Genomic DNA, 21,772 nt, shown 5'->3' on the forward strand with positions numbered 1-21,772 from the left:
CCTTCGGCAGCTCCTACAGAGTTACTCAGCAGCCATCAACAGCGCGTGTATATGGACGCCCATGACCGACATTCTGCTCACGCTCATCAGCACCGCACTGATCAATAACTTCATATTGCACTGGCCGCTGGGCGTCGATCCGTTGTTGCAGTCGACGCGTGAGGCTGCCGTCGAACGGCGCCAGGTACACGCCCTGGGCATTGCGACCACCTGCCTGATGCTGCTCAGCGGCCTGCTGGGTTACGCGGCCTATCACTGGCTGCTGATACCGCTGGGGCTGGCGTCCTTGCACCTGTTTGTGTTTTTGCCCTTGAGCGTGCTGCTGATCACACCCGTGCTGAATATGCTGGCGCGAGCCCTGCCGCAGTTGCCGTTCAGCGGACTGTGGCCATTGCTGCTGGGCAACGCGGGCGTGCTCGGGCTAAGCCTGCTCGGCATGCAGAACGATAAAGGTTTTGGCTATCACGCAGCGCTGAGTCTCGGCGCCGGGCTGGGTTTCTGGCTGGTGCTGAGCCTGTTCAGCGACCTGCGTCAGCGCACTCTCAATAACGATGTGCCCCTGCCCTTTCGTGGCCTGCCGATCGACTTGATCAGCGCCGGATTGATCGCAGTGGCATTTCTCGGTTTCAGCGGACTGATCAAAACATGAGTCTGATTCAACGCATCGACGCGCTCCTGCCACAGACCCAATGCGGTAAATGCGGCCACCCCGGATGCAAGCCCTACGCTGAAGGCATTGCCAGTGGCGAGGCGATCAACAAGTGCCCGCCCGGTGGCAACGAGACCATTTCGGCGCTGGCCGAACTGCTGAAAATCCCGGTGTTGGAACTCGACGTCAGCCGTGGCTCGGCCCCCGCGCAAATTGCGTTTATCCGCGAAGCCGAATGCATCGGCTGCACCAAGTGCATTCAGGCCTGCCCGATAGACGCGATTGTCGGTGCGGCAAAACTGATGCACACGGTAATCATCGACGAATGCACCGGCTGTGATCTGTGCGTGGCGCCGTGCCCGGTGGACTGCATCGAAATGCACCCATTGCCCTTGGCAAACGTTCTGCCGATTGTCGGAGGCCTGGCCTTCACGCTCGAAGAACAACGAGCACGCAACGCCAAACGCGACCACGCCCGACAGCGCTTCGAACAACGCAATGCGCGCCTGCGTCGTGAAGAAGAGCAAAAGCACGCCGAACGACTGGCCCGCGCACAAAAAGCCGCACAGCACAGCGAAGCCAGTAACAATCCACTGCAGGACGCGATTGCCCGGGTTCAGGCACAGAAAGCTGCTGCCGCCGATGCCGCGCTGAAAAAAGCCAAGATCGATGTGGCAATGAGCCGGGCGCAACTGAACAAATCGCTGAAGGCTTTCGGGCATCCACCAACCTTCGAACAGCAGTCGCAGCTGATCATTTTGCAGCAGCAATTCGAAGCCGCCGAACAGGCCCTGGCGCAACTCGAAAGCGCTGCGCCGGCCGCTCCCGTGCAAGTGCCGGCACCGGCCAAGGATGCCGAACTCAAACGCGCGAAAATCCAGCTGGCGATGCGTCGCGCCGAACTGAAAAAAGCCCAGACCAGCGAAGCCCCGGCCGAGCAACTGGAGGCGCTCGGCGCTGCCTTGGCTCAAGCAGAACAAGCACTGCACGATGCCGAAGGCGCAAGCGGGCAACCGGTGCCGGACCTTGTGCGCGTCGAAAAACGCCCCATCGACGCTCATCTGCGGCAACTGAAAACCGAGTTGGCTTACGCTCGCGCCGACGTCAGCAAGCTTGAGCGAGGCCCGGATACACCGGCGGAACTCTTGGCCAAGGCCCGCGAAAGGCTCTGCGAAGCCGAGCGTCAGGTGAACGCCTATGTCGCCCCTTGAGCCGGTCGATGATCGCCTGCAACAGGCGATGAAGCGGGTTTTATTGGCCACCGTGCCGGGCATGCTGATGTTGTTCTGGTTATTTGGCTGGGGCGTTCTGATCAATCTGCTGCTGGCCTGCGGCAGCGCGCTAGCAGTTGAAGCCGCGGTACTGCGCTTGCGCAGGTATCCGATCAAGCCAACGCTGAGCGACGGCAGCGCGCTGGTCAGTGCCACCTTGCTGGCGCTGGCGTTGCCGCCTTATTGCCCGTGGTGGCTGACCGTCAGCGCTGCGGCATTTGCGATGTTTTTCGGCAAGCACCTGTATGGCGGCGTGGGCAAAAACCCATTCAATCCGGCCATGCTCGGTTTTGCGCTGGTACTGGTGTGTTTTCCACGACAGATGACCCACTGGCCGACGTCCCACGGGATGAACCTGCTCGCCGGCCTGCAACAGATTTTCGGTTTCAATTTCAGCGGTATCGAACAGCCCGACGCCTGGGTGACGGCCACGGCGCTGGATAGCCTGCGAATCAACAAAAGCCTGACCATGGACGAACTCTTCGCCGGCAACCCGGCGTTCGGCCACGTTGGCGGTAAAGGCGTCGAATGGGTAAACCTGGCCTTTCTCGCGGGCGGTGCGTTTCTGTTGCAGCAACGAGTGTTCAGTTGGCATGCGCCGGCCGGCATGCTCGGCAGTCTGTTCGTCATCAGCCTGCTGTGCTGGAACGGCTCGGGTTCGGACTCCCACGGCTCCCCGCTCTTTCACTTGCTGACAGGCGCGAGCATGCTCGGAGCATTCTTTATCGTGACCGAACCGGTATCCGGGGCAAAGAGTCCCAAAGCCCGGCTGATGTTCGGCGTGGGCGTCGGCCTGCTGACCTACCTGATTCGAACCTGGGGCGGTTATCCCGACGGGGTGGCCTTTGCGGTACTGCTGATGAATCTCTGCGTACCGGCCCTGGAACGCCTCGCTACTGCACAACCTGAGCCTCGTACGCCATGAACCGCAATCTCAGTGTGCTGATGCTGGTGGTCGTGGCCGGATTGGGTGCAGGCGCGACATTTTTCCTGCAACACGCCACCGCACCGCGGATATCGGCTGAACAGCGCTTGATTGAAAGCCGCAGGCTCTTCGACATGCTGCCAGCCGGCAGCTACGACAATCAGCCATTGGACCAGCCACTCGCGCTCAAAGGTATCGAGCTGAGCAAAAGCACATTGCTGGGCGGTTATTTGGCAACTGCGGGCGGTAAGCCCAGCGCCGTTATTCTGCGAAGTCAGACAATCGGCTACGAAGGCGCAATCGAACTGCTGATCGTGATCGACATCAACGGCAAGCTGCTGGGTGTGAAAACCCTCAAGCAATCGGAAACACCGGGGCTGGGTGGAAAAATCGCCGACCAGCCCAACCCCTGGCTACAGGTTTTTTTCGGCAAGTCGCGCAATGACCCTGGCGACAGCGGCTGGGCGCTGAAAAAAGATCAGGGGCAATTCGACCAGTTGACCGGCGCAACCGTCACTTCCAGAGCAGTGATCAGTGCGATCCATGATGCGTTACGCTATTTCGACGAGCATCAGCCACAGCTGATCGGGAGCGGACAATGAAGCAGTCCTCGATGCTGCAGAACTCGCTGATATTGACCCCGTTGATCGGCGCGAGCGACTCCCTGGTAAAAGCCTTGGGTCTGTCGCTGCTGTCGCTGCTGGTCATTGGTGTTTACGGCCTGAAGATGAGTGTGTTGCGGCCGCGGATCGTTCCGTCCATGCAGTTGATCACCAGCATTGCGCTCGCCGCCACATTGACCAGCCTCGCAGCATTGGCATTGCAGGCCTGGGCCTTTGAACTGCACCAACATCTGGGATTTTATGTAGGGTTGATTGCCCTGCAGTGCGTCGCGCTGGAGTACAACGGCTTCTTCACCCAGGCAGGCATGATCGACCGGATTCGCTTGTACGGTATGTTTTTGGGGCTGATGATTACGCTCGGTTTAGTGCGCGAAGGTTTTGGCAGCGGGTCTTTCGCCAGCCATGTGTCCTGGTTGACCGGACTTACAGAATCGAACTGGCAGGGTTGGCTATTGTCCGCAGACGGCGGCATACGACTGGCCGTCATCGCTCCTGGCGGGTTTATCCTGCTGGGACTGCTCATAGCCGCCAAACAAGCCTGGCCTGGCGCCTCAACCTCACACTGACCGCCTTGAAGGAAATGCTCTACCCATGAATGCCGCAAAACGCCTGGAAATTTTCCGTCGGCTTCACGAGGACAATCCGGAACCGAAAACCGAACTGGCCTACTCGTCGCCCTTCGAACTGTTGATCGCAGTGATTCTTTCTGCTCAGTCCACTGACGTGGGCGTCAACAAGGCCACCGCCAAACTGTTTCCGGTAGCCAATACGCCGGCAGCGATTCATGCGCTCGGTGTAGAAGGATTGTCCGACTACATCAAGACCATCGGCCTGTACAACAGCAAGGCAAAAAACGTCATCGAAACCTGCCGAATGCTGGTAGAGCTTCATGGCGGCGAAGTACCGCAAACCCGTGAGGAACTGGAAGCGCTGCCTGGGGTAGGCAGAAAGACTGCGAACGTGGTGCTCAACACGGCTTTCCGTCAACTGACCATGGCCGTTGACACGCATATTTTCCGGGTCAGTAATCGCACAGGTTTAGCGCCAGGCAAAAATGTCGTCGAGGTGGAACAGAAACTGATGAAGTTCGTTCCCAAGGAGTTTCTGCTCGACTCACATCACTGGCTCATCCTCCACGGACGTTATGTTTGCCTGGCCCGCAAGCCCCGCTGTGGCAGCTGTCGGATCGAAGACCTGTGCGAATACAAGCAAAAGACCTCTGACGATTGAGGTTCTATTGCTTTTATTGATTTACCGATTGAAAAAATCTTTTTTACCCGCCAGGAGATTGTCGATATAAGAGGCGCCAATGGCAGTCTTAGCCTGGAGTTAACCTTATGAGCACTGGCAAAGAACAACTGGACACAGAAGACGACTTCATCGCTGCCGAGGCCGATGATGCCGAGCCTGTGGTAGAGGTAGCGAAGACCAACCTGAGCAAACGTCGCACCATCGATAATCTCTTGGAGGAGCGCCGCTTGCAAAAGCAACTGGCCGATTACGATTTTGACCTTTAACACCTGAAAGCCTCCCGAAATGGAGGCTTTTCACCAAGCCCTCAACCGCTGCAAAAAAGTCGCACACCGCACCTCATCAATCACTGGAGCAACGCTCACTGGCTCAATGGATCCAGAGCGGCCGTGACATCAAGGCAAGCCATCTGGTGGCTCGAGATCCGACCAGATCTGCGCTTACCTTCAAGCGTTTTCCATGCGCAAGACACTACTCGCCCCGAGAGAATCAAACCAGACCATTACGCTGCGCAAGCTCGATCAGGTCAACCAGCGAGCGAGCATTGAGCTTTAATAGCAGACGCGTTTTGTAAGTACTGACGGTTTTATTGCTGAGGAACATTCCATCGGCAATTTCTTTGTTGGTCTTGCCTCGGGCCAACTGTTGTAAAACCATCATCTCCCTTCCAGACAGACGATCCACCATGTCTGCTTCACTCGCATTCCCCAAACTTGAGCGAACCGAGTGCAAGGCTTGATTTGGAAAGTAACTGTACCCGGACAGTACAGCCTTGATTGCACTGAGCAGCTCGGTGAGATCCTGCTGCTTGCAGACATACCCGGCAGCCCCCGCCTGCATGCAACGCATTGAAAAATGTCCGGGGGCTTGCGAAGTCAAGACCAGTACTTTCAAAGGCATGGCGGTCGAGGTCAAGCGTGCAATAACTTCCAGGCCATCGAGTTTCGGAATACCGATATCCAGTATCACTATATCCGGCATATGTTCACGGGCAAGTTGCAATGCATCTACACCATTGTCCGTTTCAGCAATAACTTCGTAGCCATGACGTTCCATTAGCATACGTACAGCAAGACGAATGACGGGGTGATCATCCACGATCAGCACTTTATTCATGGGCAAGTCCAATTTTCGCTGTTCGAATTTTTAGAGCTCGCACAATAGCGTAGTCGTTTCGCCCTTGGGATGCTGCCCACCCCAACCACCCACACCGAGAGACAATCCCTACAAAAAACAAGGATTCGCCCTACAAGAACTCATAAAAAACTATGTCTCTTAAAGTTTACTCGAGATCATACCCTCCTCTGGCAAACTGTTTTCTTCAGCGGGCATCGAAGAAAATTATCTGGCAGCATGCAATCTATCCCGGCAAGTCTGGGACACTGGTCTATTATCAAAAATAACCGGTGAGTTCCAGCTCCAAACTGATACCAAACAAAAACCCGCAAAACCGCCAGCGCGCCACCCGGCAATCTCAAACATTCACTTACCTTCCCGAGCCTCCAAGGATATAAAAAAACTGACGTTCGACACCCAGATAAATCACACTAAAAGAAAGCTATTGAACCACTCTAAATAATGATAAAACTGCAAAGCAGAGCGATCCAAAAACCGCTTTACAGTCAGTGATCAATCCACACTATACAACCACCATCACTTAACATCTTTCGCCCATAAGGAATCCACTAGAGAACACTTTTAACGAGCAATCAGAATGACAAAACCTCAAAAGAAAATAACCAACCCGATGACTATAATTGCGATATTCGCGGCACTCTCCGAAACGTCGGCGGCTGTATCGTTGCCCTTCCTCGACAACCAGGAGCGCCAGACTTACATCTGGTTTCTGATCAGCTTTCCTTTTTACCTGCTCTTCCTGTTCTTTATCACACTAAACTTCAACTACAAATCATTGTATGCACCTTCTGACTTTCAAAAAAGCAAGCAGTTTATAAAAGTCATCGACGACTCTGCCCGGCCAGAAAAAAACAAAAAAACCTCCATCAACGACCCTATTGAAAAGGATAATCAACCGAACTCTATCAAGGAAAGCGCTCACGCCCAGTTTGACGAACTACACAGCCACTCCTCTGTAAAATCCACATTCAAGCGAGGTAAACCCGACTATCTGCTTCAGAGCGCGCAAGACCCACCCGCCTATATAACGTTTATCGCTAATCAGTTCACCCGGCACCAAGTTCCTTTACCTGCTTCGATGCACGGCATGCGGATCATTGATGCCCGATGGATACGAAAAAAGAAAGATCTCGGCAATTTGATGACAACGCTCTATTTGAGAAAACACAGCCACAGTGAAACGATCGTATTTCTTACGAGCGGCGAGTCGGAACATCTGATTAACGAAAGAGCACTCAAAAAATCAGATGCAAAAATACCAGAGTCCAAAGACTCTCTTTATATGATTTATAACTTGAGCACATTGGCGATGACAGTCGTCAGCCAGAACTGATACCTGTCCCGCATCGAGCAACAGAATAAATAGTCTCTGACAAAGACAGAGCAGAAAGGAGGTACCGACAATCCAGGCAATCAAGGCCCAGACTTAGTGACGCAGATTCAGGATACAAATACCCAGACACGAATTCTTCGATCGAATTGTGGTCCCGCTACAAGCGGGGCCACAATTACTGATCATACCAAAAGCATCAGAACAGCTTGCGGCCCTTGTTTGCGGCAATGCGCATACGCAGAGCGTTCAGCTTGATGAAGCCGGCTGCATCAGCCTGGTTGTAGGCGCCGCCATCTTCTTCGAAGGTAGCAATGTTGGCGTCGAACAACGACTCGTCGGATTTACGACCGGTGACGATCACGTTGCCCTTGTACAACTTCAGGCGAACCACACCGTTCACATGCGCCTGGGAAGCATCGATCATCTGTTGCAGCATCAGACGCTCCGGGCTCCACCAGTAACCGGTGTAGATCAGGCTGGCGTATTTAGGCATCAGCTCGTCCTTGAGGTGCGCCACTTCACGGTCCAGGGTGATCGACTCGATCGCCCGGTGAGCACGCAGCATGATGGTGCCGCCTGGGGTCTCGTAGCAGCCACGGGACTTCATGCCGACGTAACGGTTCTCGACGATGTCCAGACGGCCGATACCGTGTTCGCCACCGATACGGTTCAGGGTCGCCAGCACGGTAGCCGGGGTCATTTCGACGCCGTCCAGTGCAACGATGTCGCCGTTGCGGTAAGTCAGTTCCAGGTACTGCGCCTTGTCAGGAGCGTTCTCCGGGGAGACGGTCCAACGCCACATGTCTTCTTCGTGCTCGGTCCAGGTGTCTTCCAGCACGCCGCCTTCGTAGGAGATGTGCAGCAGGTTGGCATCCATCGAGTACGGGGATTTTTTCTTGCCGTGACGCTCGATCGGGATCGCGTGCTTCGCGGCATAATCCATCAGCTTCTCGCGGGACAGCAGGTCCCACTCGCGCCAGGGAGCGATCACTTTCACGCCTGGCTTGAGCGCATAGGCGCCCAGTTCGAAGCGAACCTGGTCGTTGCCCTTGCCGGTCGCGCCGTGGGAAATGGCGTCAGCGCCGGTTTCATTGGCGATTTCGATCAGGCGTTTGGCGATCAACGGACGAGCGATGGAAGTACCCAGCAGGTACTCGCCTTCGTAAACGGTGTTGGCGCGGAACATCGGGAAAACGAAATCACGCACGAATTCTTCGCGCAGATCGTCGATGTAGATTTCTTTTACGCCCATGGCTTGTGCCTTGGCGCGGGCCGGCTCGACCTCTTCACCCTGACCCAGGTCAGCGGTAAAGGTCACCACTTCACAGTTATAAGTATCCTGCAGCCACTTGAGGATCACCGAAGTGTCCAGGCCGCCGGAATACGCCAGAACGACCTTGTTTACGTCCGCCATGCCATCACTCCACGGGGTTCTACGGAAAGCAGAGAAGTCTACCGCCGCGAGAGGATAATTTACAGTGGCGCGACAGCTTATGATGACGAAGCGACAGATTATGTCGAGCGAGCGACGATTTCAGCCGGTTCAGGAGGTCGCCGCAGCGGTGCCTGTCGAACTGACTTGCGGGGCCGGTTTGTCGGTGGGTGCGACGCGCTCAAGGTGAACGTTGACCCGGCGATTCTTGGCCCGATTGGTGGTGTTGGTGTTGGGAGCCAACGGATAACGTTCGCCGTGAAAGCGCAGGGTGATCTGTGATTCCTGGATACCATTGGCCTTGAAGAAGTCCATCACCGCCAGCGCTCTGCGCCGGGACAGATCACGGTTGGTCAGACGATTGCCGCTGTTATCGGAATGGCCATCGAGCTCAATGTGATTGACCGTCGGGTCGGCCTTCATGAATGTCAGCATGACCTGCAGCTTGGCTTTGGCTTGCGCGTCCAGATCGATACCTCCGCCCGGAAAACCAACCTCAGCCTGCTTCACCTGCTCATAATTCATCGGCAGCAACTTGGCGACACACGCCTGGTAATCGGCGTAGGCCTTGCTGAATTTGACCGGCAACAAACGGACTTCCGACACCCCACCATCGCGCGAGTAATGACGAACCAACGGACTGCGCCCGTCCATCAAGCCACCAATAAGGCGTCCGGCCTGGAGCTGCGAACTGTTGAACAGCACCTCGCCGCTGCCGACTTTGACCGAACCCAGATTGATATCACCACGCCCAGGCTGCCAAGGCGCCTCGGCAGCCAGCAAGGTCGCCGAACCGCCCGCGATCATTGGGTTGTAAGCCTTCAGACGAAAGGTTGCCTGCTCGCCTGCGCGCCGCACGAACTCACCCGAGCCGAAATCAGTAATCGGCTGGATCAGGCGACATTCGAACTTGTCGCCTTCGACCGTCCACTCGATGCTTTCCAGACGCGTCTGGAAAGTGAGCGCCATCGCAGGAAGGCTGGCAAACACGCTGAGCAAGGCTAAATAACGCTGGCGCACGGGAGGCTCCACTGGCTTCTACAACAAAAAGACCGATACACATGATTACGGCATACCTTTGTCATATCGGAAGCTTGCTGCAAAACTTGATAGCGAGTGCCTGGATGAGTCTTTTCCGGTAGCATTCCCTTGAGTTTGACCCGCCTGGAATCCCCAATGTCCGACCGCCTGACCCTGCTGCGTCCCGACGACTGGCATATTCATCTTCGCGATGGTGCTGTGTTGCCCAATACTGTCGCGGATGTCGCGCGCACCTTTGGTCGCGCCATCATCATGCCTAACCTGGTACCACCGGTGCGTAACGCCGCTGAAGCCGACGCCTATCGCCAGCGCATTCTCGCTGCGCGCCCGGCCGGCAGCCGTTTCGAACCGTTGATGGTGCTCTACCTGACCGACCGGACTACCCCCGATGAAATTCGCGAGGCCAAGGCCAGCGGTTTCGTTCACGCCGCCAAGCTTTATCCGGCTGGCGCGACCACCAACTCGGATTCTGGTGTCACCAGCATCGACAAGATCTTCCCTGCGATCGAGGCCATGGCCGAGGTCGGGATGCTCTTGTTGGTTCACGGTGAAATCACCCGTGGCGACGTCGATGTCTTCGACCGCGAAAAAATCTTCATCGACGAGCACATGCGCCGGGTCGTGGAGCGTTTCCCAACGCTCAAAGTGGTGTTCGAACACATCACCACCAGCGATGCCGTGCAGTTCGTCAACGAAGCTTCGGCCAACGTTGGCGCAACCATCACCGCTCACCACCTGCTGTATAACCGCAACCACATGCTGGTGGGCGGGATTCGTCCGCACTTCTATTGCCTGCCGATTCTCAAGCGCAATACACACCAGGTCGCCCTGCTTGATGCCGCCACCAGCGGCAGCGAGAAGTTCTTCCTGGGCACTGACTCTGCCCCGCACGCCCAGCATGCCAAAGAAGCCGCGTGTGGCTGTGCCGGTTGCTACACCGCTTATGCCGCGATCGAGATGTACGCCGAGGCCTTTGAACAGCGTAATGCGCTGGACAAGCTCGAAGCCTTCGCCAGCCTCAACGGCCCGCGTTTCTACGGCCTGCCGGTGAACTCCGATCGCATTACCCTGGTCCGCGAAGAATGGACCGCCCCAACCAGCCTGCCGTTCGGCGAGCTGACTGTCATCCCGCTGCGCGCCGGTGAAAAACTGCGCTGGCGCCTGCTGGAGGAACACGCGTGAGTGAAGACCATTTCGACGACGAACAGGACGGTAATGGCGGCGGAGGTGGTTCACGCCACCCGATGGCAGCCAGGTTCCGTGGATACCTGCCAGTCGTCGTCGACGTTGAAACCGGTGGTTTCAACTGTGCCACTGACGCCCTGCTGGAAATTGCCGCCACGACTATTAGCATGGACGAAAAAGGTTTTGTGTTCCCTGATCACACCTACTTCTTCCGTGTAGAACCGTTCGAAGGCGCCAACATCGAAGCCGCAGCGCTGGAGTTCACCGGGATCAAGCTCGATCACCCACTGCGCATGGCCGTGAGTGAAGAGACGGCTCTGACCGACATCTTCCGTGGTGTGCGCAAGGCTCTGAAGGCCAACGGCTGCAAGCGGGCGATCCTGGTTGGCCACAACAGCAGCTTCGACCTGGGCTTCCTCAACGCCGCCGTCACGCGCCTGGACATGAAGCGCAATCCGTTTCACCCGTTCTCCAGCTTCGACACCGCGACGCTGGCAGGTCTGGCTTACGGTCAAACGGTCCTGGCCAAGGCATGCCAGGCAGCAGACATCGACTTCGACGGCCGCGAGGCTCACTCGGCACGCTACGACACCGAGAAGACGGCCGATCTGTTCTGCGGCATCGTCAATCGCTGGAAGCAAATGGGCGGCTGGGAAGATTTCAACGACTGATTCAGTCGCTGGATTTATCCCGCCCATAAAAAAACCGGCCTCAGCAGCCGGTTTTTTTATGCCTGACGCGTGGCTTACAGCTTGCCAGCGTTCTCGGTCAGGTAAGCTGCAACGCCTTCTGGCGAAGCAGTCATACCCTTGTCGCCTTTTTTCCAGTTGGCTGGGCAAACTTCGCCGTGCTCTTCGTGGAATTGCAGGGCGTCGACCAGACGAATCAGCTCTTCCATGTTACGGCCCAGTGGCAGGTCGTTGACGATCTGCGAGCGAACAACGCCTTTGTCGTCGATCAGGAATGCGCCACGGAAAGCCACGCCGCCTTCGGACTCAACGTCGTAGGCTTTGGCAATATCATGCTTCATGTCAGCAGCCATGATGTACTGAACCTGACCGATGCCGCCGGCATTGATCGGGGTGTTGCGCCAGGCGTTGTGGGTGAAGTGCGAGTCGATCGAAACAGCGATCACTTCAACGTTACGTGCCTTGAAGTCAGCCATGCGGTGGTCCAGAGCGATCAGCTCGGACGGGCAGACGAAGGTGAAGTCCAGTGGGTAGAAGAACACCAGGCCGTATTTGCCTTTGATGGCCGAGGACAGGGTAAAGCTGTCAACGATTTCGCCATTGCCGAGTACGGCCGGTACGGTGAAGTCAGGGGCTTGTTTGCCTACGAGTACGCTCATTGGATATCTCCTGGTGTGGTGGTGAAGAACGGTATCGAACCAGTCTGTCGCGGATAAACGACAGGTTCATGAATCGAGTGCCCTTCGCAAGGACCGGCCATCATACACCGCGTTTTTGACCAGTCCTTAGCGCTTTTTACAACAGCATCAAAAACCTCGGCGCCGGTTTTCACCACACGATCCCGGACCTCGCTATGCCGTTCGTCAGGCAGACACCACTCTGATGCAAAGCCTGCCGAAACCACTTTGACAATCATTCTCGTTAACATTAAGATCCGTCGCAATTGAGCCATAACCAACGACGGTTCTCACTTTATGTATGTCTGCCTCTGCACTGGCGTCACCGACGGCAAAATCCGCGATGCGATTTATGAAGGTTGCTGCAGCTACCGCGAGGTACGCCAAGCCACCGGCGTTGCCAGCCAATGCGGCAAATGTGCCTGCCTTGCCAAACAAGTGGTTCGCGAAACCCTGGCTGACCTGCAATTGAGCCAGGCGGCGATCCCCTACCCTGTAGAATTTTCGGCAGCGTAAATAGAACATTCTAAAGAACCGGACTTAGTGTCCGGTTTTTTTATGCCCGTAATTCAATCGCTTAGCGCCAGGATGCAGAACACAAACATTCTTATTCCGATTAATTTTCATATAGGATTCAATAACTTAGGTTTGACACTAACAACCGCTCAGCTCAAACTCCGCCTTATATAGGGTAATTAAAGGGCAGGACCCCATCATGAAAGGCGACATCACAGTCATCCAGCACCTCAACAAGATTCTTGCCAATGAGCTGGTCGCGATCAATCAGTACTTCCTGCATGCGCGCATGTATGAAGATTGGGGCCTGAACAAGCTCGGCAAGCACGAGTACCACGAATCCATCGACGAGATGAAACACGCGGACAAGCTGATCAAGCGCATCCTGTTTCTCGAAGGTCTGCCGAACGTCCAGGACCTGGGCAAGCTGCACATCGGCGAGCACACCAAGGAAATGCTTGAGTGTGACCTGCGCATCGAGCGCATCGGCCATGCCGACCTCAAAGTGGCTATCGCTCACTGTGAAACAGTCGGTGACTTCGGTAGCCGTGAACTGCTCGAAGATATTCTCGAGTCCGAAGAAGAACATATCGACTGGCTGGAAACTCAACTGAGCTTGATCGATAAAGTGGGTCTTGAGAACTATCTGCAATTGCAGATGGGCGACGAATAACTTCTACGACGCTAATCTCGACTCAATAAAAAGCCCCGCTCTCTTACGAGAAGCGGGGCTTTTTATTACCTGAATTCCGGTCTTTACCAAAATCCCTGTGGGAGCGAGCCTGCTCGCGATAGCGTCGTGTCAGTCGACATCACAATTGACTGACAGACCGCATTCGCGAGCAGGCTCGCTCCCACAAAAGCGGATCAGGCTTCGGTCTTGGCAGCAGCAGCTTTTGCAGCAGCTTCTTTGATCAGCGCCTGCAACGAACCGTCAGCAGCCATTTCAGTCATGATGTCGCTACCGCCGACCAGTTCACCACCCACCCATAGTTGCGGGAAGGTTGGCCAGTTGGCGTACTTTGGCAGGTTGGCACGGATTTCAGGGTTCTGCAGGATGTCCACGTAAGCGAACTTCTCACCACAGCCCATGACGGCCTGAGCGGCTTTCGCGGAGAAGCCACACTGTGGGGCATTCGGCGAGCCTTTCATGTAAAGCAGAATGGTGTTGTTAGCAATCTGCTCTTTAATAGTTTCAATGATATCCATGGAGCACCTCGGCTGAACTTTCCGACTCAGTTGTCGGCACGGTGACGCATTGTAACGGAAAGCCGAGCGCCATGCTCGGTCTCCCCGACAGACATACTTACGCCGCCGCGACAGTCACCGGAACACCATTAAGCGCCGCATTTCCGGACAACTCATCGAGCTGGCGCTCATCGGTCAGGTCGTTGGCACTGGAGCCCGGCTGCCCCATGGCAATGGTCATCTGCACACCCGGCCGGGCATGACCCCAACCGTGCGGCAGACTGACCACGCCTTTCATCATCTCGACACTGCTCAGCACTTCGACTTCGATCACCCCGACCCGTGAACTGACCCGCACCCGCTGCCCATCACTGAGCCCGCGACTGGAAAGATCGTCCGGGTGCATCAGCAACTGATGACGCGGCTTGCCTTTCACCAGACGGCGGTAGTTGTGCATCCACGAGTTATTGCTGCGCACATGACGGCGGCCGATCATCAACAGCTCATCGGCAGGTGGCGCTTGCAACGCGGCAAATCGCGCCAGATCAGCCAGGATCACCGGTGGCGCCGCCTGCACGCGCTGATTGGCGGTTTTCAGACGCGGCGCCAGGTTTGCCTGGAGAGCACCAAGGTCGACCCCATGAGGATGATCGAACAAGTTCGCCACCGACAACTTGTGCGGCGACGCATCACCGTATCGCCCTGCCCGCAAACCGAGATCGATCATCTGAGCCGGCGGTATCGTGGGCTTGAGTTCTTTGCCGGTCTTCGCGGCAAAAGCCTTGGCCAGCCCCACAAAAATCTCCCAATCATGCAGCGCACCTTCAGGCTTGGGCAGGATTGCCCGGTTGAAACGGCTGATGTTGCGCACCGCGAACATATTGAACGTGGTGTCGTAATGATCGTTTTCCAGCGCCGAGGTCGACGGCAGAATCAAGTCGGCGTAACGCGTGGTCTCGTTGATATACAGGTCGATGCTGAGCATGAACTCCAGCCCGTCCAGCGCCTGCTCCAATTGCCGGCCATTAGGTGTCGACAACACCGGATTACCGGCCACGGTGATCAGCGCCCGCACCTGCCCTTCGCCTTCGGTGAGCATCTCTTCGGCCAGCGCCGACACCGGCAACTCACCGCCGTATTCCGGACGGCCAGACACACGACTTTGCCAGCGATTGAAATGCCCGCCCGAGGTGGACGCCACCAGATCGACCGCAGGCTCGGTGCACAGCGCGCCGCCCACCCGATCAAGATTGCCGGTGACCAGATTGATCAGTTGTACCAACCAATGGCACAAGGTGCCGAACGCCTGGGTCGAAACGCCCATACGGCCATAACAAACTGCAGTCTTCGCGGCGGCGAAGTCTCGCGCCAGCTGACGAATCTGCTCGGCCGGCACTGCGCACAGAGGGCTCATGACCTCAGCACTGAAGGATGCGACGGCCTGACGAACCTCCTCCAGCCCGTCTACCGGCAAATGACTGTCGCAGGTCAGACCTTCAGCGAACAAAGTATTGAGCAACCCGAATAACAGAGCTGCGTCGCCACCTGGACGGACGAACACATGCTGATCGGCAATCGCTGCCGTCTCGCTGCGACGCGGATCGACCACCACCACTTTGCCGCCTCGGGCCTGAATCGCCTTCAAGCGCTTTTCGACATCCGGCACGGTCATGATGCTGCCGTTGGAGGCCAGCGGATTACCGCCCAGGATCAGCATGAAATCGGTGTGATCGATGTCCGGGATCGGCAGCAGCAAACCATGGCCGTACATCAAATGACTGGTGAGATGGTGAGGCAATTGATCGACTGAGGTTGCAGAGAACCGGTTGCGGGTTTTGAGCAAGCCGAGGAAGTAATTGCTGTGGGTCATCAACCCATAGTTGTGCACGCTGGGATTGCCCTGATAAACCGCGACGGCGTTCTGGCCATGGCGCTCCTGAATCGCCGACAGGCGTTCAGCCACCAGAGTGAACGCTTCGTCCCAGGCAATCGCTTGCCACTCGCTGCCGACCCGCAGCATTGGCTGTCGCAGGCGGTCGGGGTCGTTCTGGATATCTTGCAGCGCCACCGCTTTGGGGCAGATATGACCGCGACTGAAGCTGTCCTGCGGATCACCCTTGATCGAGGTGATTTGCACGCCAGCGTCGTCGGTTGCGGTGGTTTCGATGGTCAAGCCGCAAATGGCTTCACACAGGTGGCAGGCACGGTGATGAAGAGTCTTGGTCATGGCCATTCTCTGTTTTATTCGAGGCAACCGGCATCAGGTTGCGGGAACAAAACTATGGGCCGTGACTGAGCGCTGCGCCAGCGATGTTCGTCTTGTGAATCGAAGGCCATCAGGCCCGCCGATATCAGCCCTGTGGAAGCCTGGGCGGCGCTTGCAGCTGGATTTCCTGGATGGTTTCGATCTGCTCCTGGGCAATGTGCACCCCCGTGAGCTCGCCGATCAGGCGCCAGTGCTCGTCGAGCCCGGCACTGACGGTAGCCATGCGGTCGATCATCCGTCGCCCCGCAGCCTTGGTCACTTCGTCCTCGCTGCGCAGTAACTCAAAGGACATTGAGGTCATGGAAGCGGTCAGGTGGGTCAGGGAGCGCGCCGTGAGCCCGAGTAGCTCCAACAATTGCTGTTCTTTCGATTCCATTCCAAAGGCTTCCTGTGTCGCTCGTGACTTAGTTATAACCCAGCACTTTACATAAGCAAATGTTTCAAGCGAAGGCAGGCTGGATCCTGCCTGCAATCACCCTGGCCGACAGGTCAGAAACCGACCGGGACTGTGCTTTGCCCGCTCCGCTTGATTGCCAAGGCGCGCGAGGGCAGTGTACAAAGGGGTTGCTGCTGTCAGGAAACAGGCTTCAAAAGCGCTACTGCGGTTATCCCGTAGCCCCTCTGAAATCCCCTAAAAACCGTAGCCCTATTGGTAAGACGCGACATTTAATTATAAGATCGCGCCTTCCCCTATTTCGTCGCCCCGTGCGGCTTACGCCGCAGGTCTCGCCCGTTTTTCAGTTAAACAAGGCTTTGAGTATCTGCGGTCCGTTGCAAAAAGGTAGTCAATGATGAGCGCAAGGCACTTTCTCTCCCTGATGGATTGCACGCCCGAAGAGCTGGTCAGCGTGATCCGTCGAGGCATTGAGCTCAAAGACCTGCGTAACCGCGGCGTACTGTTCGAGCCGTTGAAAAACCGTGTGCTCGGGATGATTTTCGAAAAATCCTCGACGCGTACCCGGCTGTCGTTTGAAGCCGGCATGATCCAGCTTGGCGGCCAGGCGATTTTCCTGTCGCCCCGTGACACCCAACTGGGTCGGGGCGAACCGATCGGCGACTGCGCCATCGTCATGTCGCGCATGCTCGATGCAGTGATGATCCGTACCTTTGCCCACAGCACCCTGACCGAATTCGCTGCCAACTCGCGCGTGCCAGTGATCAACGGCCTGTCCGATGACCTGCACCCGTGCCAGTTGCTGGCCGACATGCAAACCTTTCTCGAACATCGCGGTTCGATCCAGGGCAAGACCGTGGCCTGGATCGGCGACGGCAACAACATGTGCAACAGCTATATAGAAGCCGCCATTCAGTTCGACTTCCAGTTGCGCATCGCCTGCCCCGAAGGTTATGAGCCGAACCCGGAATTCGTCGCCAAAGCAGGCGATCGAGTGACCATCGTCCGCGATCCTCGGGATGCGGTACTCGGCGCCCATCTGGTCAGCACCGACGTCTGGACCTCCATGGGCCAGGAAGAAGAAACCGCCAAACGCCTCAAACTGTTCGCGCCATTCCAGGTCAATCGTGCCCTGCTCGACCTGGCCGCCGAGGATGTATTGTTCATGCACTGCCTGCCCGCTCACCGTGGCGAAGAAATCAGCGTCGACCTCCTCGACGACCCGCGCTCGGTCGCCTGGGATCAGGCCGAGAACCGTCTGCATGCGCAAAAGGCCCTGCTCGAGTTTCTCGTTGAGCCGGCATACCACCACGCATGAGTCATTCATTGCTGCTGAACCTGCGCAATCTGGCCTGCGGCTATCAAGACCAGCGAGTCGTCCAGAACCTCAACCTGCACCTCAATGCCGGTGACATCGGTTGCCTGCTCGGCTCGTCTGGCTGCGGCAAGACCACCACCCTGCGTGCGATTGCAGGCTTTGAACCGATTCACGAAGGGGAAATCCAGCTGGCGGGTGAAACCATCTCCAGCGCCGGTTTCACCCTCGCGCCGGAGAAACGCCGGATCGGCATGGTGTTCCAGGACTACGCGCTGTTCCCGCACCTGAGTGTGGCCGAGAACATTGCCTTTGGCATACGCAAGCATCCACAGAAAGATCGGGTCACCGAAGAAATGCTTGAACTGGTCAACCTGAAGAACCTCGGCAAGCGCTTCCCTCACGAACTCTCCGGCGGTCAGCAACAGCGCGTCGCGCTGGCCCGGGCATTGGCACCGGAACCGCAACTGCTGCTGCTCGACGAACCTTTCTCCAACCTCGATGGCGAATTACGCCGCAAACTCAGCCATGAAGTCCGGGACATCCTCAAGGCTCGCGGCACCAGTGCAATTCTGGTGACTCACGACCAGGAAGAAGCCTTCGCCGTCAGCGATCAGGTCGGTGTTTTCAAGGAAGGTCGCCTGGAGCAGTGGGACACGCCTTACAACCTGTACCACGAACCGCAAACACCGTTTGTGGCGAGCTTTATCGGTCAGGGTTACTTCATTCGCGGTCAACTGCAGAGCCCGGAATCGGTGCAGACCGAACTGGGCGTGCTGCGCGGTAATCGCGCATACACCTGGCCGACCGGTGGCGCGGTGGATGTGTTGCTACGTCCCGACGATATCGTTTACGCGCCCGACAGCTCACTGAAAGCACGGATCGTTGGCAAGACCTTTCTGGGCGCATCGACTTTGTATCGCTTGCAGTTGCCGACCGGCAGCCAACTGGAATCGATCTTCCCGAGCCATGCCGATCATCTGGTCGGCGCCGATGTCGGAATTCGCGTAGCCGCCGAACACCTGGTGCTGTTCCAGGCACCCGGCAGCACGGCGGCGCAGATTCCGGCGGTAGAATTCGGGGTTCGCCGGTACAGCACCGCTAGTTGATGACTACGGACTAATGTGGGAGCGGGCTTGCTCGCGAAAGCGGACTGTCAGACGACATCATCGTTGACTGGCATACCGCCTTCGCGAGCAAGCGAACGTCGCCCGGCCCTTCCCACATTGGATTGTCGTTGTCAGTTAACCGAGCATCAACGTCCCGCTGGCCACCAGCGTCGCGCTACCACCGATTTTCACCCGCTCTCCCTCCAGGCGACAGAACAACTCCCCGCCCCGCGCCGAACACTGATACGCCGTCAGGCTTGATTTGCCCAAACGCTGCGACCAATAAGGAATCAGCAAGCAATGAGTCGAACCGGTGACCGGGTCCTCGTTGATACCGATGGCCGGCGCGAAGTACCGCGAGACGAAATCATGCCGCGTTCCGCGCGCCGTAATGATTGCGCCAAGCCAGGGCAACTTCGCCAGCGCGACCATGTCCGGCCGGCAATCGAGCACTGCCTGCTCCGACTCCAGCACCACGAACAATTCGTTGGAACCCCGCACCTCAACCGCCTGCACGCCCAGCGCCCGCTCCACATCGAGGGTCGCGCCCACTTCGCGCAGCTCAATCGCCGGAAAATCCAGCCATAGTCGTTCGCCTTCCCGACTCACACTCAAGGGGCCCGACTTGCTGATGAAATCCAGCCGTTCAACCGGTTCTTTATAGACCTCGAACAATACATAAGCGCTGGCCAGCGTCGCATGGCCGCACAACGGCACCTCGGTGGTCGGCGTGAACCAGCGGATATGCCAACCTTGCGCCTCACGCACCACAAAGGCGGTTTCGGCGAGATTGTGTTCGGCGGCGATTTTTTGCATCAGGTCATCGGCGAGCCAGGCGTCGAGCCGATAGACCATTGCCGGATTACCACTGAACGGTCGGTCGCTGAATGCATCGACCTGATGAAACGCTAGCTGCATGGACGCTCTCCTTCTTGTAGGTGAGGACGAGCATGCATCAGTCACGGCATGGCAACCAGAGACAGAACCCGCCGATTTTCACCATACAGCGCAGCAGTCAGACCCGACCGATATCGGCGAATTTGGCCTGGGTGTACTCGGCCAGCACCGTCGCGGCCAGTTCGACTTCCAGACCACGCCGGCCAGCACTGACGTAGATGCTCGCGAAAGGTTGAGCGCTGTTATCGATGAAGGTGCGCAAACGCTTCTTCTGTCCCAATGGACTGATTCCGCCCAGCAAGTAACCGGTCGCCCGTTGCGCTGCAGCGGGATCAGCCATTTCGACTTTTTTCACCCCGGCAGCATGCGCCAGCGCCTTCAAGTCCAGGCTTCCGACGACCGGCACGACGGCCACCAGCAATTCCCCCTTCTCACTCGCGGCCAACAGCGTCTTGAACACCTGTGCCGGATCCAGCCCCAGCTTTTCCGCAGCCTCCAACCCGTAGGATGCTGCCTTCGGATCATGTTCATAACTGTGCACACGATGTTCGGCACGAACTTTTTTCAACAGATCCAATGCGGGGGTCATGGCAGCTCCAAGCCTGGCGATAGAAGAAAAATACTGCGCTGAATTCTAGGTCATCACAGAGCAAAAGGCTCTATTACCGGGCTTGAATCCATTAATGGCAGGCAAACACAGGAGAAAATCCGGCAACGTCCAAGGGCCACCCAAATGATCATTCACCTGAATAATAGTTTAAATATGACCAATGGTTCACTTTCGACCTTTGACAGCAGTGTTTCTTGTCTATATTTTTTCGAATCTGAATAGTGTGCAAAAATTTCTAAGCAGCACCCGGCAGTAGGCCGAGACCAGGATGGGGATCCTGCCTCGGTGAAAATCGCGCTCAACCCTTTCGGAAAAAGCGCCCAACAACAACAAAAAAAGGATGTTTCCAATGACAACTGCATTACAACAACCATCGCTCTCGAGCCAATGCATGGCCGAGTTCCTGGGTACTGCCTTATTGATTTTTTTTGGTACTGGCTGTGTTGCCGCGCTCAAAGTCGCGGGTGCCAGCTTTGGCCTATGGGAAATCAGTATCATCTGGGGGATCGGTGTCAGCATGGCGATCTACCTGACCGCGGGTGTTTCCGGCGCTCACCTGAACCCGGCCGTCAGCATCGCGCTGTGCATTTTTGCCGATTTCGAGAAGCGTAAACTGCCGTTCTACATCTTCTCCCAGGTCGCTGGCGCCTTCTGTGCAGCGTTGTTGGTTTACACGCTTTACAGCAACCTGTTCTTCGATTTCGAACAAACTCACCAGATGGTTCGTGGCACAAAAGCCAGCCTCGAACTGGCCTCGGTGTTCTCGACCTTCCCGAACCCCGCCCTGTCGACGGGTCAGGCGTTTCTGGTGGAGGTGATCATCACTGCCATCCTGATGGGCGTGATCATGTCTCTGACCGATGACAACAATGGTCTGCCAAAGGGTCCGCTGGCGCCGCTGTTGATCGGCCTGCTGATCGCCGTCATTGGCAGCTCGATGGGCCCGCTGACCGGTTTTGCGATGAACCCGGCACGAGACTTCGGCCCTAAACTGATGACTTTTTTCGCTGGCTGGGGTGAAATTTCCTTCACTGGCGGACGTGATATCCCGTACTTCCTGATTCCGATCTTTGCACCGATCATCGGTGCCTGCCTCGGCGCTGCGGCTTATCGCGGGCTGATTGCCCGTCATCTGCCTATCGCCATACCTGCTACAAAGGATGCAGAACCTGCCATTGACGGCAAAGCACGAATTTCCTGAAAGCGGCGGCACGTGATCCTGCCCACCATTGATCACGCGCCCCAACCCACTCCCTTATTTCGT

The 21,772-nt window shown here is 56.7% G+C and carries 24 protein-coding genes; 15 read left to right on the forward strand and 9 right to left on the reverse strand.

Going from position 1 to position 21,772, the window contains the following annotated elements:
- The first annotated feature begins 61 nt into the window (after positions 1-61).
- From ACIPIN_RS05000 to ACIPIN_RS05030, 7 genes are all read left to right on the forward strand, one after another.
- A complete protein-coding gene (locus ACIPIN_RS05000; protein ID WP_401116107.1) occupies positions 62-649 on the forward strand; it encodes an electron transport complex protein RnfA in 588 nt (195 codons plus the stop codon).
- Complete coding sequence (rsxB, locus tag ACIPIN_RS05005; protein ID WP_401116110.1) at positions 646-1,860, forward strand: electron transport complex subunit RsxB; 1,215 nt, start codon at positions 646-648, stop codon at positions 1,858-1,860. Before ACIPIN_RS05000 ends, rsxB begins: the two co-directional genes overlap by 4 nt.
- Positions 1,847-2,845 (forward strand): RnfABCDGE type electron transport complex subunit D, encoded by a 999-nt coding sequence (locus ACIPIN_RS05010; RefSeq protein WP_401116113.1) that lies wholly within the window; start codon positions 1,847-1,849, stop codon positions 2,843-2,845. Before rsxB ends, ACIPIN_RS05010 begins: the two co-directional genes overlap by 14 nt.
- The gene (locus ACIPIN_RS05015) at positions 2,842-3,447 is read left to right on the forward strand and encodes an RnfABCDGE type electron transport complex subunit G (RefSeq protein WP_401116115.1); all 606 of its coding nucleotides are present in this window, start codon (positions 2,842-2,844) and stop codon (positions 3,445-3,447) included. The genes ACIPIN_RS05010 and ACIPIN_RS05015 overlap by 4 nt, the downstream gene beginning before the upstream one ends.
- Positions 3,444-4,034 (forward strand): Rnf-Nqr domain containing protein, encoded by a 591-nt coding sequence (locus tag ACIPIN_RS05020; protein ID WP_401116118.1) that lies wholly within the window; start codon positions 3,444-3,446, stop codon positions 4,032-4,034. The genes ACIPIN_RS05015 and ACIPIN_RS05020 overlap by 4 nt, the downstream gene beginning before the upstream one ends.
- 25 nt (positions 4,035-4,059) lie before the next feature.
- On the forward strand, positions 4,060-4,698 hold the full coding sequence (gene nth / locus ACIPIN_RS05025) for an endonuclease III (RefSeq protein ID WP_123425196.1): 639 nt from the start codon (positions 4,060-4,062) through the stop codon (positions 4,696-4,698).
- A gap of 107 nt (positions 4,699-4,805) precedes the next feature.
- Positions 4,806-4,985, forward strand: a complete 180-nt coding sequence (locus ACIPIN_RS05030; protein ID WP_401116121.1) for a PA3496 family putative envelope integrity protein — start codon at positions 4,806-4,808, stop codon at positions 4,983-4,985.
- A 223-nt stretch (positions 4,986-5,208) separates the two neighbouring features.
- Here the strand turns inward: ACIPIN_RS05030 and ACIPIN_RS05035 are convergent, their stop codons facing one another.
- On the reverse strand, positions 5,209-5,835 hold the full coding sequence (locus tag ACIPIN_RS05035; RefSeq protein WP_401116123.1) for a response regulator: 627 nt from the start codon (positions 5,833-5,835) through the stop codon (positions 5,209-5,211).
- 598 nt (positions 5,836-6,433) lie between these two features.
- Between ACIPIN_RS05035 and ACIPIN_RS05040 the strand changes: the two genes are divergently transcribed.
- On the forward strand, positions 6,434-7,189 hold the full coding sequence (locus ACIPIN_RS05040; RefSeq protein WP_401116124.1) for a hypothetical protein: 756 nt from the start codon (positions 6,434-6,436) through the stop codon (positions 7,187-7,189).
- Positions 7,190-7,385: 196 nt separating this feature from the next.
- On the opposite strand, the gene ACIPIN_RS05045 is transcribed toward ACIPIN_RS05040, so the two are convergent.
- Both ACIPIN_RS05045 and ACIPIN_RS05050 read right to left on the reverse strand, forming a co-directional pair.
- Positions 7,386-8,603, reverse strand: a complete 1,218-nt coding sequence (locus ACIPIN_RS05045; protein WP_262113379.1) for an argininosuccinate synthase — start codon at positions 8,601-8,603, stop codon at positions 7,386-7,388.
- Positions 8,604-8,732: 129 nt separating this feature from the next.
- Complete coding sequence (locus tag ACIPIN_RS05050; protein ID WP_401116125.1) at positions 8,733-9,641, reverse strand: OmpA family protein; 909 nt, start codon at positions 9,639-9,641, stop codon at positions 8,733-8,735.
- Between the two features lie 156 nt (positions 9,642-9,797).
- Between ACIPIN_RS05050 and pyrC the strand changes: the two genes are divergently transcribed.
- The gene (gene pyrC, locus ACIPIN_RS05055; protein WP_401116127.1) at positions 9,798-10,844 is read left to right on the forward strand and encodes a dihydroorotase; all 1,047 of its coding nucleotides are present in this window, start codon (positions 9,798-9,800) and stop codon (positions 10,842-10,844) included.
- Entirely contained in the window at positions 10,841-11,518 is a 678-nt protein-coding gene (gene rnt / locus ACIPIN_RS05060; RefSeq protein WP_401116130.1) for a ribonuclease T, read from the forward strand. The genes pyrC and rnt overlap by 4 nt, the downstream gene beginning before the upstream one ends.
- Before the next feature lie 74 nt (positions 11,519-11,592).
- Here the strand turns inward: rnt and ACIPIN_RS05065 are convergent, their stop codons facing one another.
- Positions 11,593-12,195, reverse strand: coding sequence for a peroxiredoxin (locus ACIPIN_RS05065; protein ID WP_019693358.1), 603 nt, complete (start codon positions 12,193-12,195; stop codon positions 11,593-11,595).
- 315 nt (positions 12,196-12,510) lie between these two features.
- Here ACIPIN_RS05065 and ACIPIN_RS05070 point away from each other — a divergent pair, with 315 nt between their 5' ends.
- Complete coding sequence (locus tag ACIPIN_RS05070) at positions 12,511-12,729, forward strand: bacterioferritin-associated ferredoxin (RefSeq protein WP_123425188.1); 219 nt, start codon at positions 12,511-12,513, stop codon at positions 12,727-12,729.
- A 199-nt stretch (positions 12,730-12,928) separates the two neighbouring features.
- Positions 12,929-13,402: a bacterioferritin gene (gene bfr / locus ACIPIN_RS05075; protein WP_401116134.1), complete on the forward strand. Its 474-nt coding sequence runs from the start codon at positions 12,929-12,931 to the stop codon at positions 13,400-13,402.
- Positions 13,403-13,596: 194 nt separating this feature from the next.
- Here bfr and grxD read toward each other — a convergent pair whose 3' ends face one another.
- The 3 genes from grxD to ACIPIN_RS05090 form a co-directional block, all read right to left on the reverse strand.
- Positions 13,597-13,938, reverse strand: coding sequence for a Grx4 family monothiol glutaredoxin (gene grxD / locus ACIPIN_RS05080; RefSeq protein ID WP_401116137.1), 342 nt, complete (start codon positions 13,936-13,938; stop codon positions 13,597-13,599).
- A 97-nt stretch (positions 13,939-14,035) separates the two neighbouring features.
- Entirely contained in the window at positions 14,036-16,144 is a 2,109-nt protein-coding gene (locus tag ACIPIN_RS05085; protein WP_401116140.1) for a molybdopterin oxidoreductase family protein, read from the reverse strand.
- A 124-nt stretch (positions 16,145-16,268) separates the two neighbouring features.
- A complete protein-coding gene (locus tag ACIPIN_RS05090) occupies positions 16,269-16,559 on the reverse strand; it encodes a hypothetical protein (protein ID WP_401116141.1) in 291 nt (96 codons plus the stop codon).
- A 415-nt stretch (positions 16,560-16,974) separates the two neighbouring features.
- Between ACIPIN_RS05090 and argF the strand changes: the two genes are divergently transcribed.
- Complete coding sequence (gene argF, locus ACIPIN_RS05095; protein WP_401116144.1) at positions 16,975-17,895, forward strand: ornithine carbamoyltransferase; 921 nt, start codon at positions 16,975-16,977, stop codon at positions 17,893-17,895.
- A complete protein-coding gene (locus ACIPIN_RS05100) occupies positions 17,892-19,001 on the forward strand; it encodes an ABC transporter ATP-binding protein (protein ID WP_401116145.1) in 1,110 nt (369 codons plus the stop codon). Before argF ends, ACIPIN_RS05100 begins: the two co-directional genes overlap by 4 nt.
- Before the next feature lie 135 nt (positions 19,002-19,136).
- Here ACIPIN_RS05100 and ACIPIN_RS05105 read toward each other — a convergent pair whose 3' ends face one another.
- Together ACIPIN_RS05105 and ybaK are read right to left on the reverse strand one after the other, a co-directional pair.
- Positions 19,137-19,919, reverse strand: coding sequence for a PhzF family phenazine biosynthesis protein (locus ACIPIN_RS05105; protein ID WP_401116148.1), 783 nt, complete (start codon positions 19,917-19,919; stop codon positions 19,137-19,139).
- A 97-nt stretch (positions 19,920-20,016) separates the two neighbouring features.
- Positions 20,017-20,487, reverse strand: a complete 471-nt coding sequence (gene ybaK / locus ACIPIN_RS05110) for a Cys-tRNA(Pro) deacylase (RefSeq protein ID WP_401116151.1) — start codon at positions 20,485-20,487, stop codon at positions 20,017-20,019.
- Between the two features lie 370 nt (positions 20,488-20,857).
- Here ybaK and ACIPIN_RS05115 point away from each other — a divergent pair, with 370 nt between their 5' ends.
- Positions 20,858-21,709 carry an MIP/aquaporin family protein gene (locus ACIPIN_RS05115; RefSeq protein ID WP_401116154.1) on the forward strand — a complete coding sequence of 284 codons (852 nt, stop codon included), beginning with the start codon at positions 20,858-20,860 and terminating at the stop codon, positions 21,707-21,709.
- Positions 21,710-21,772: the final 63 nt, after the last annotated feature.

Origin of the sequence: Pseudomonas sp. NPDC087697, assembly GCF_044743155.1 — a bacterium.
Lineage (GTDB): Bacteria > Pseudomonadota > Gammaproteobacteria > Pseudomonadales > Pseudomonadaceae > Aquipseudomonas.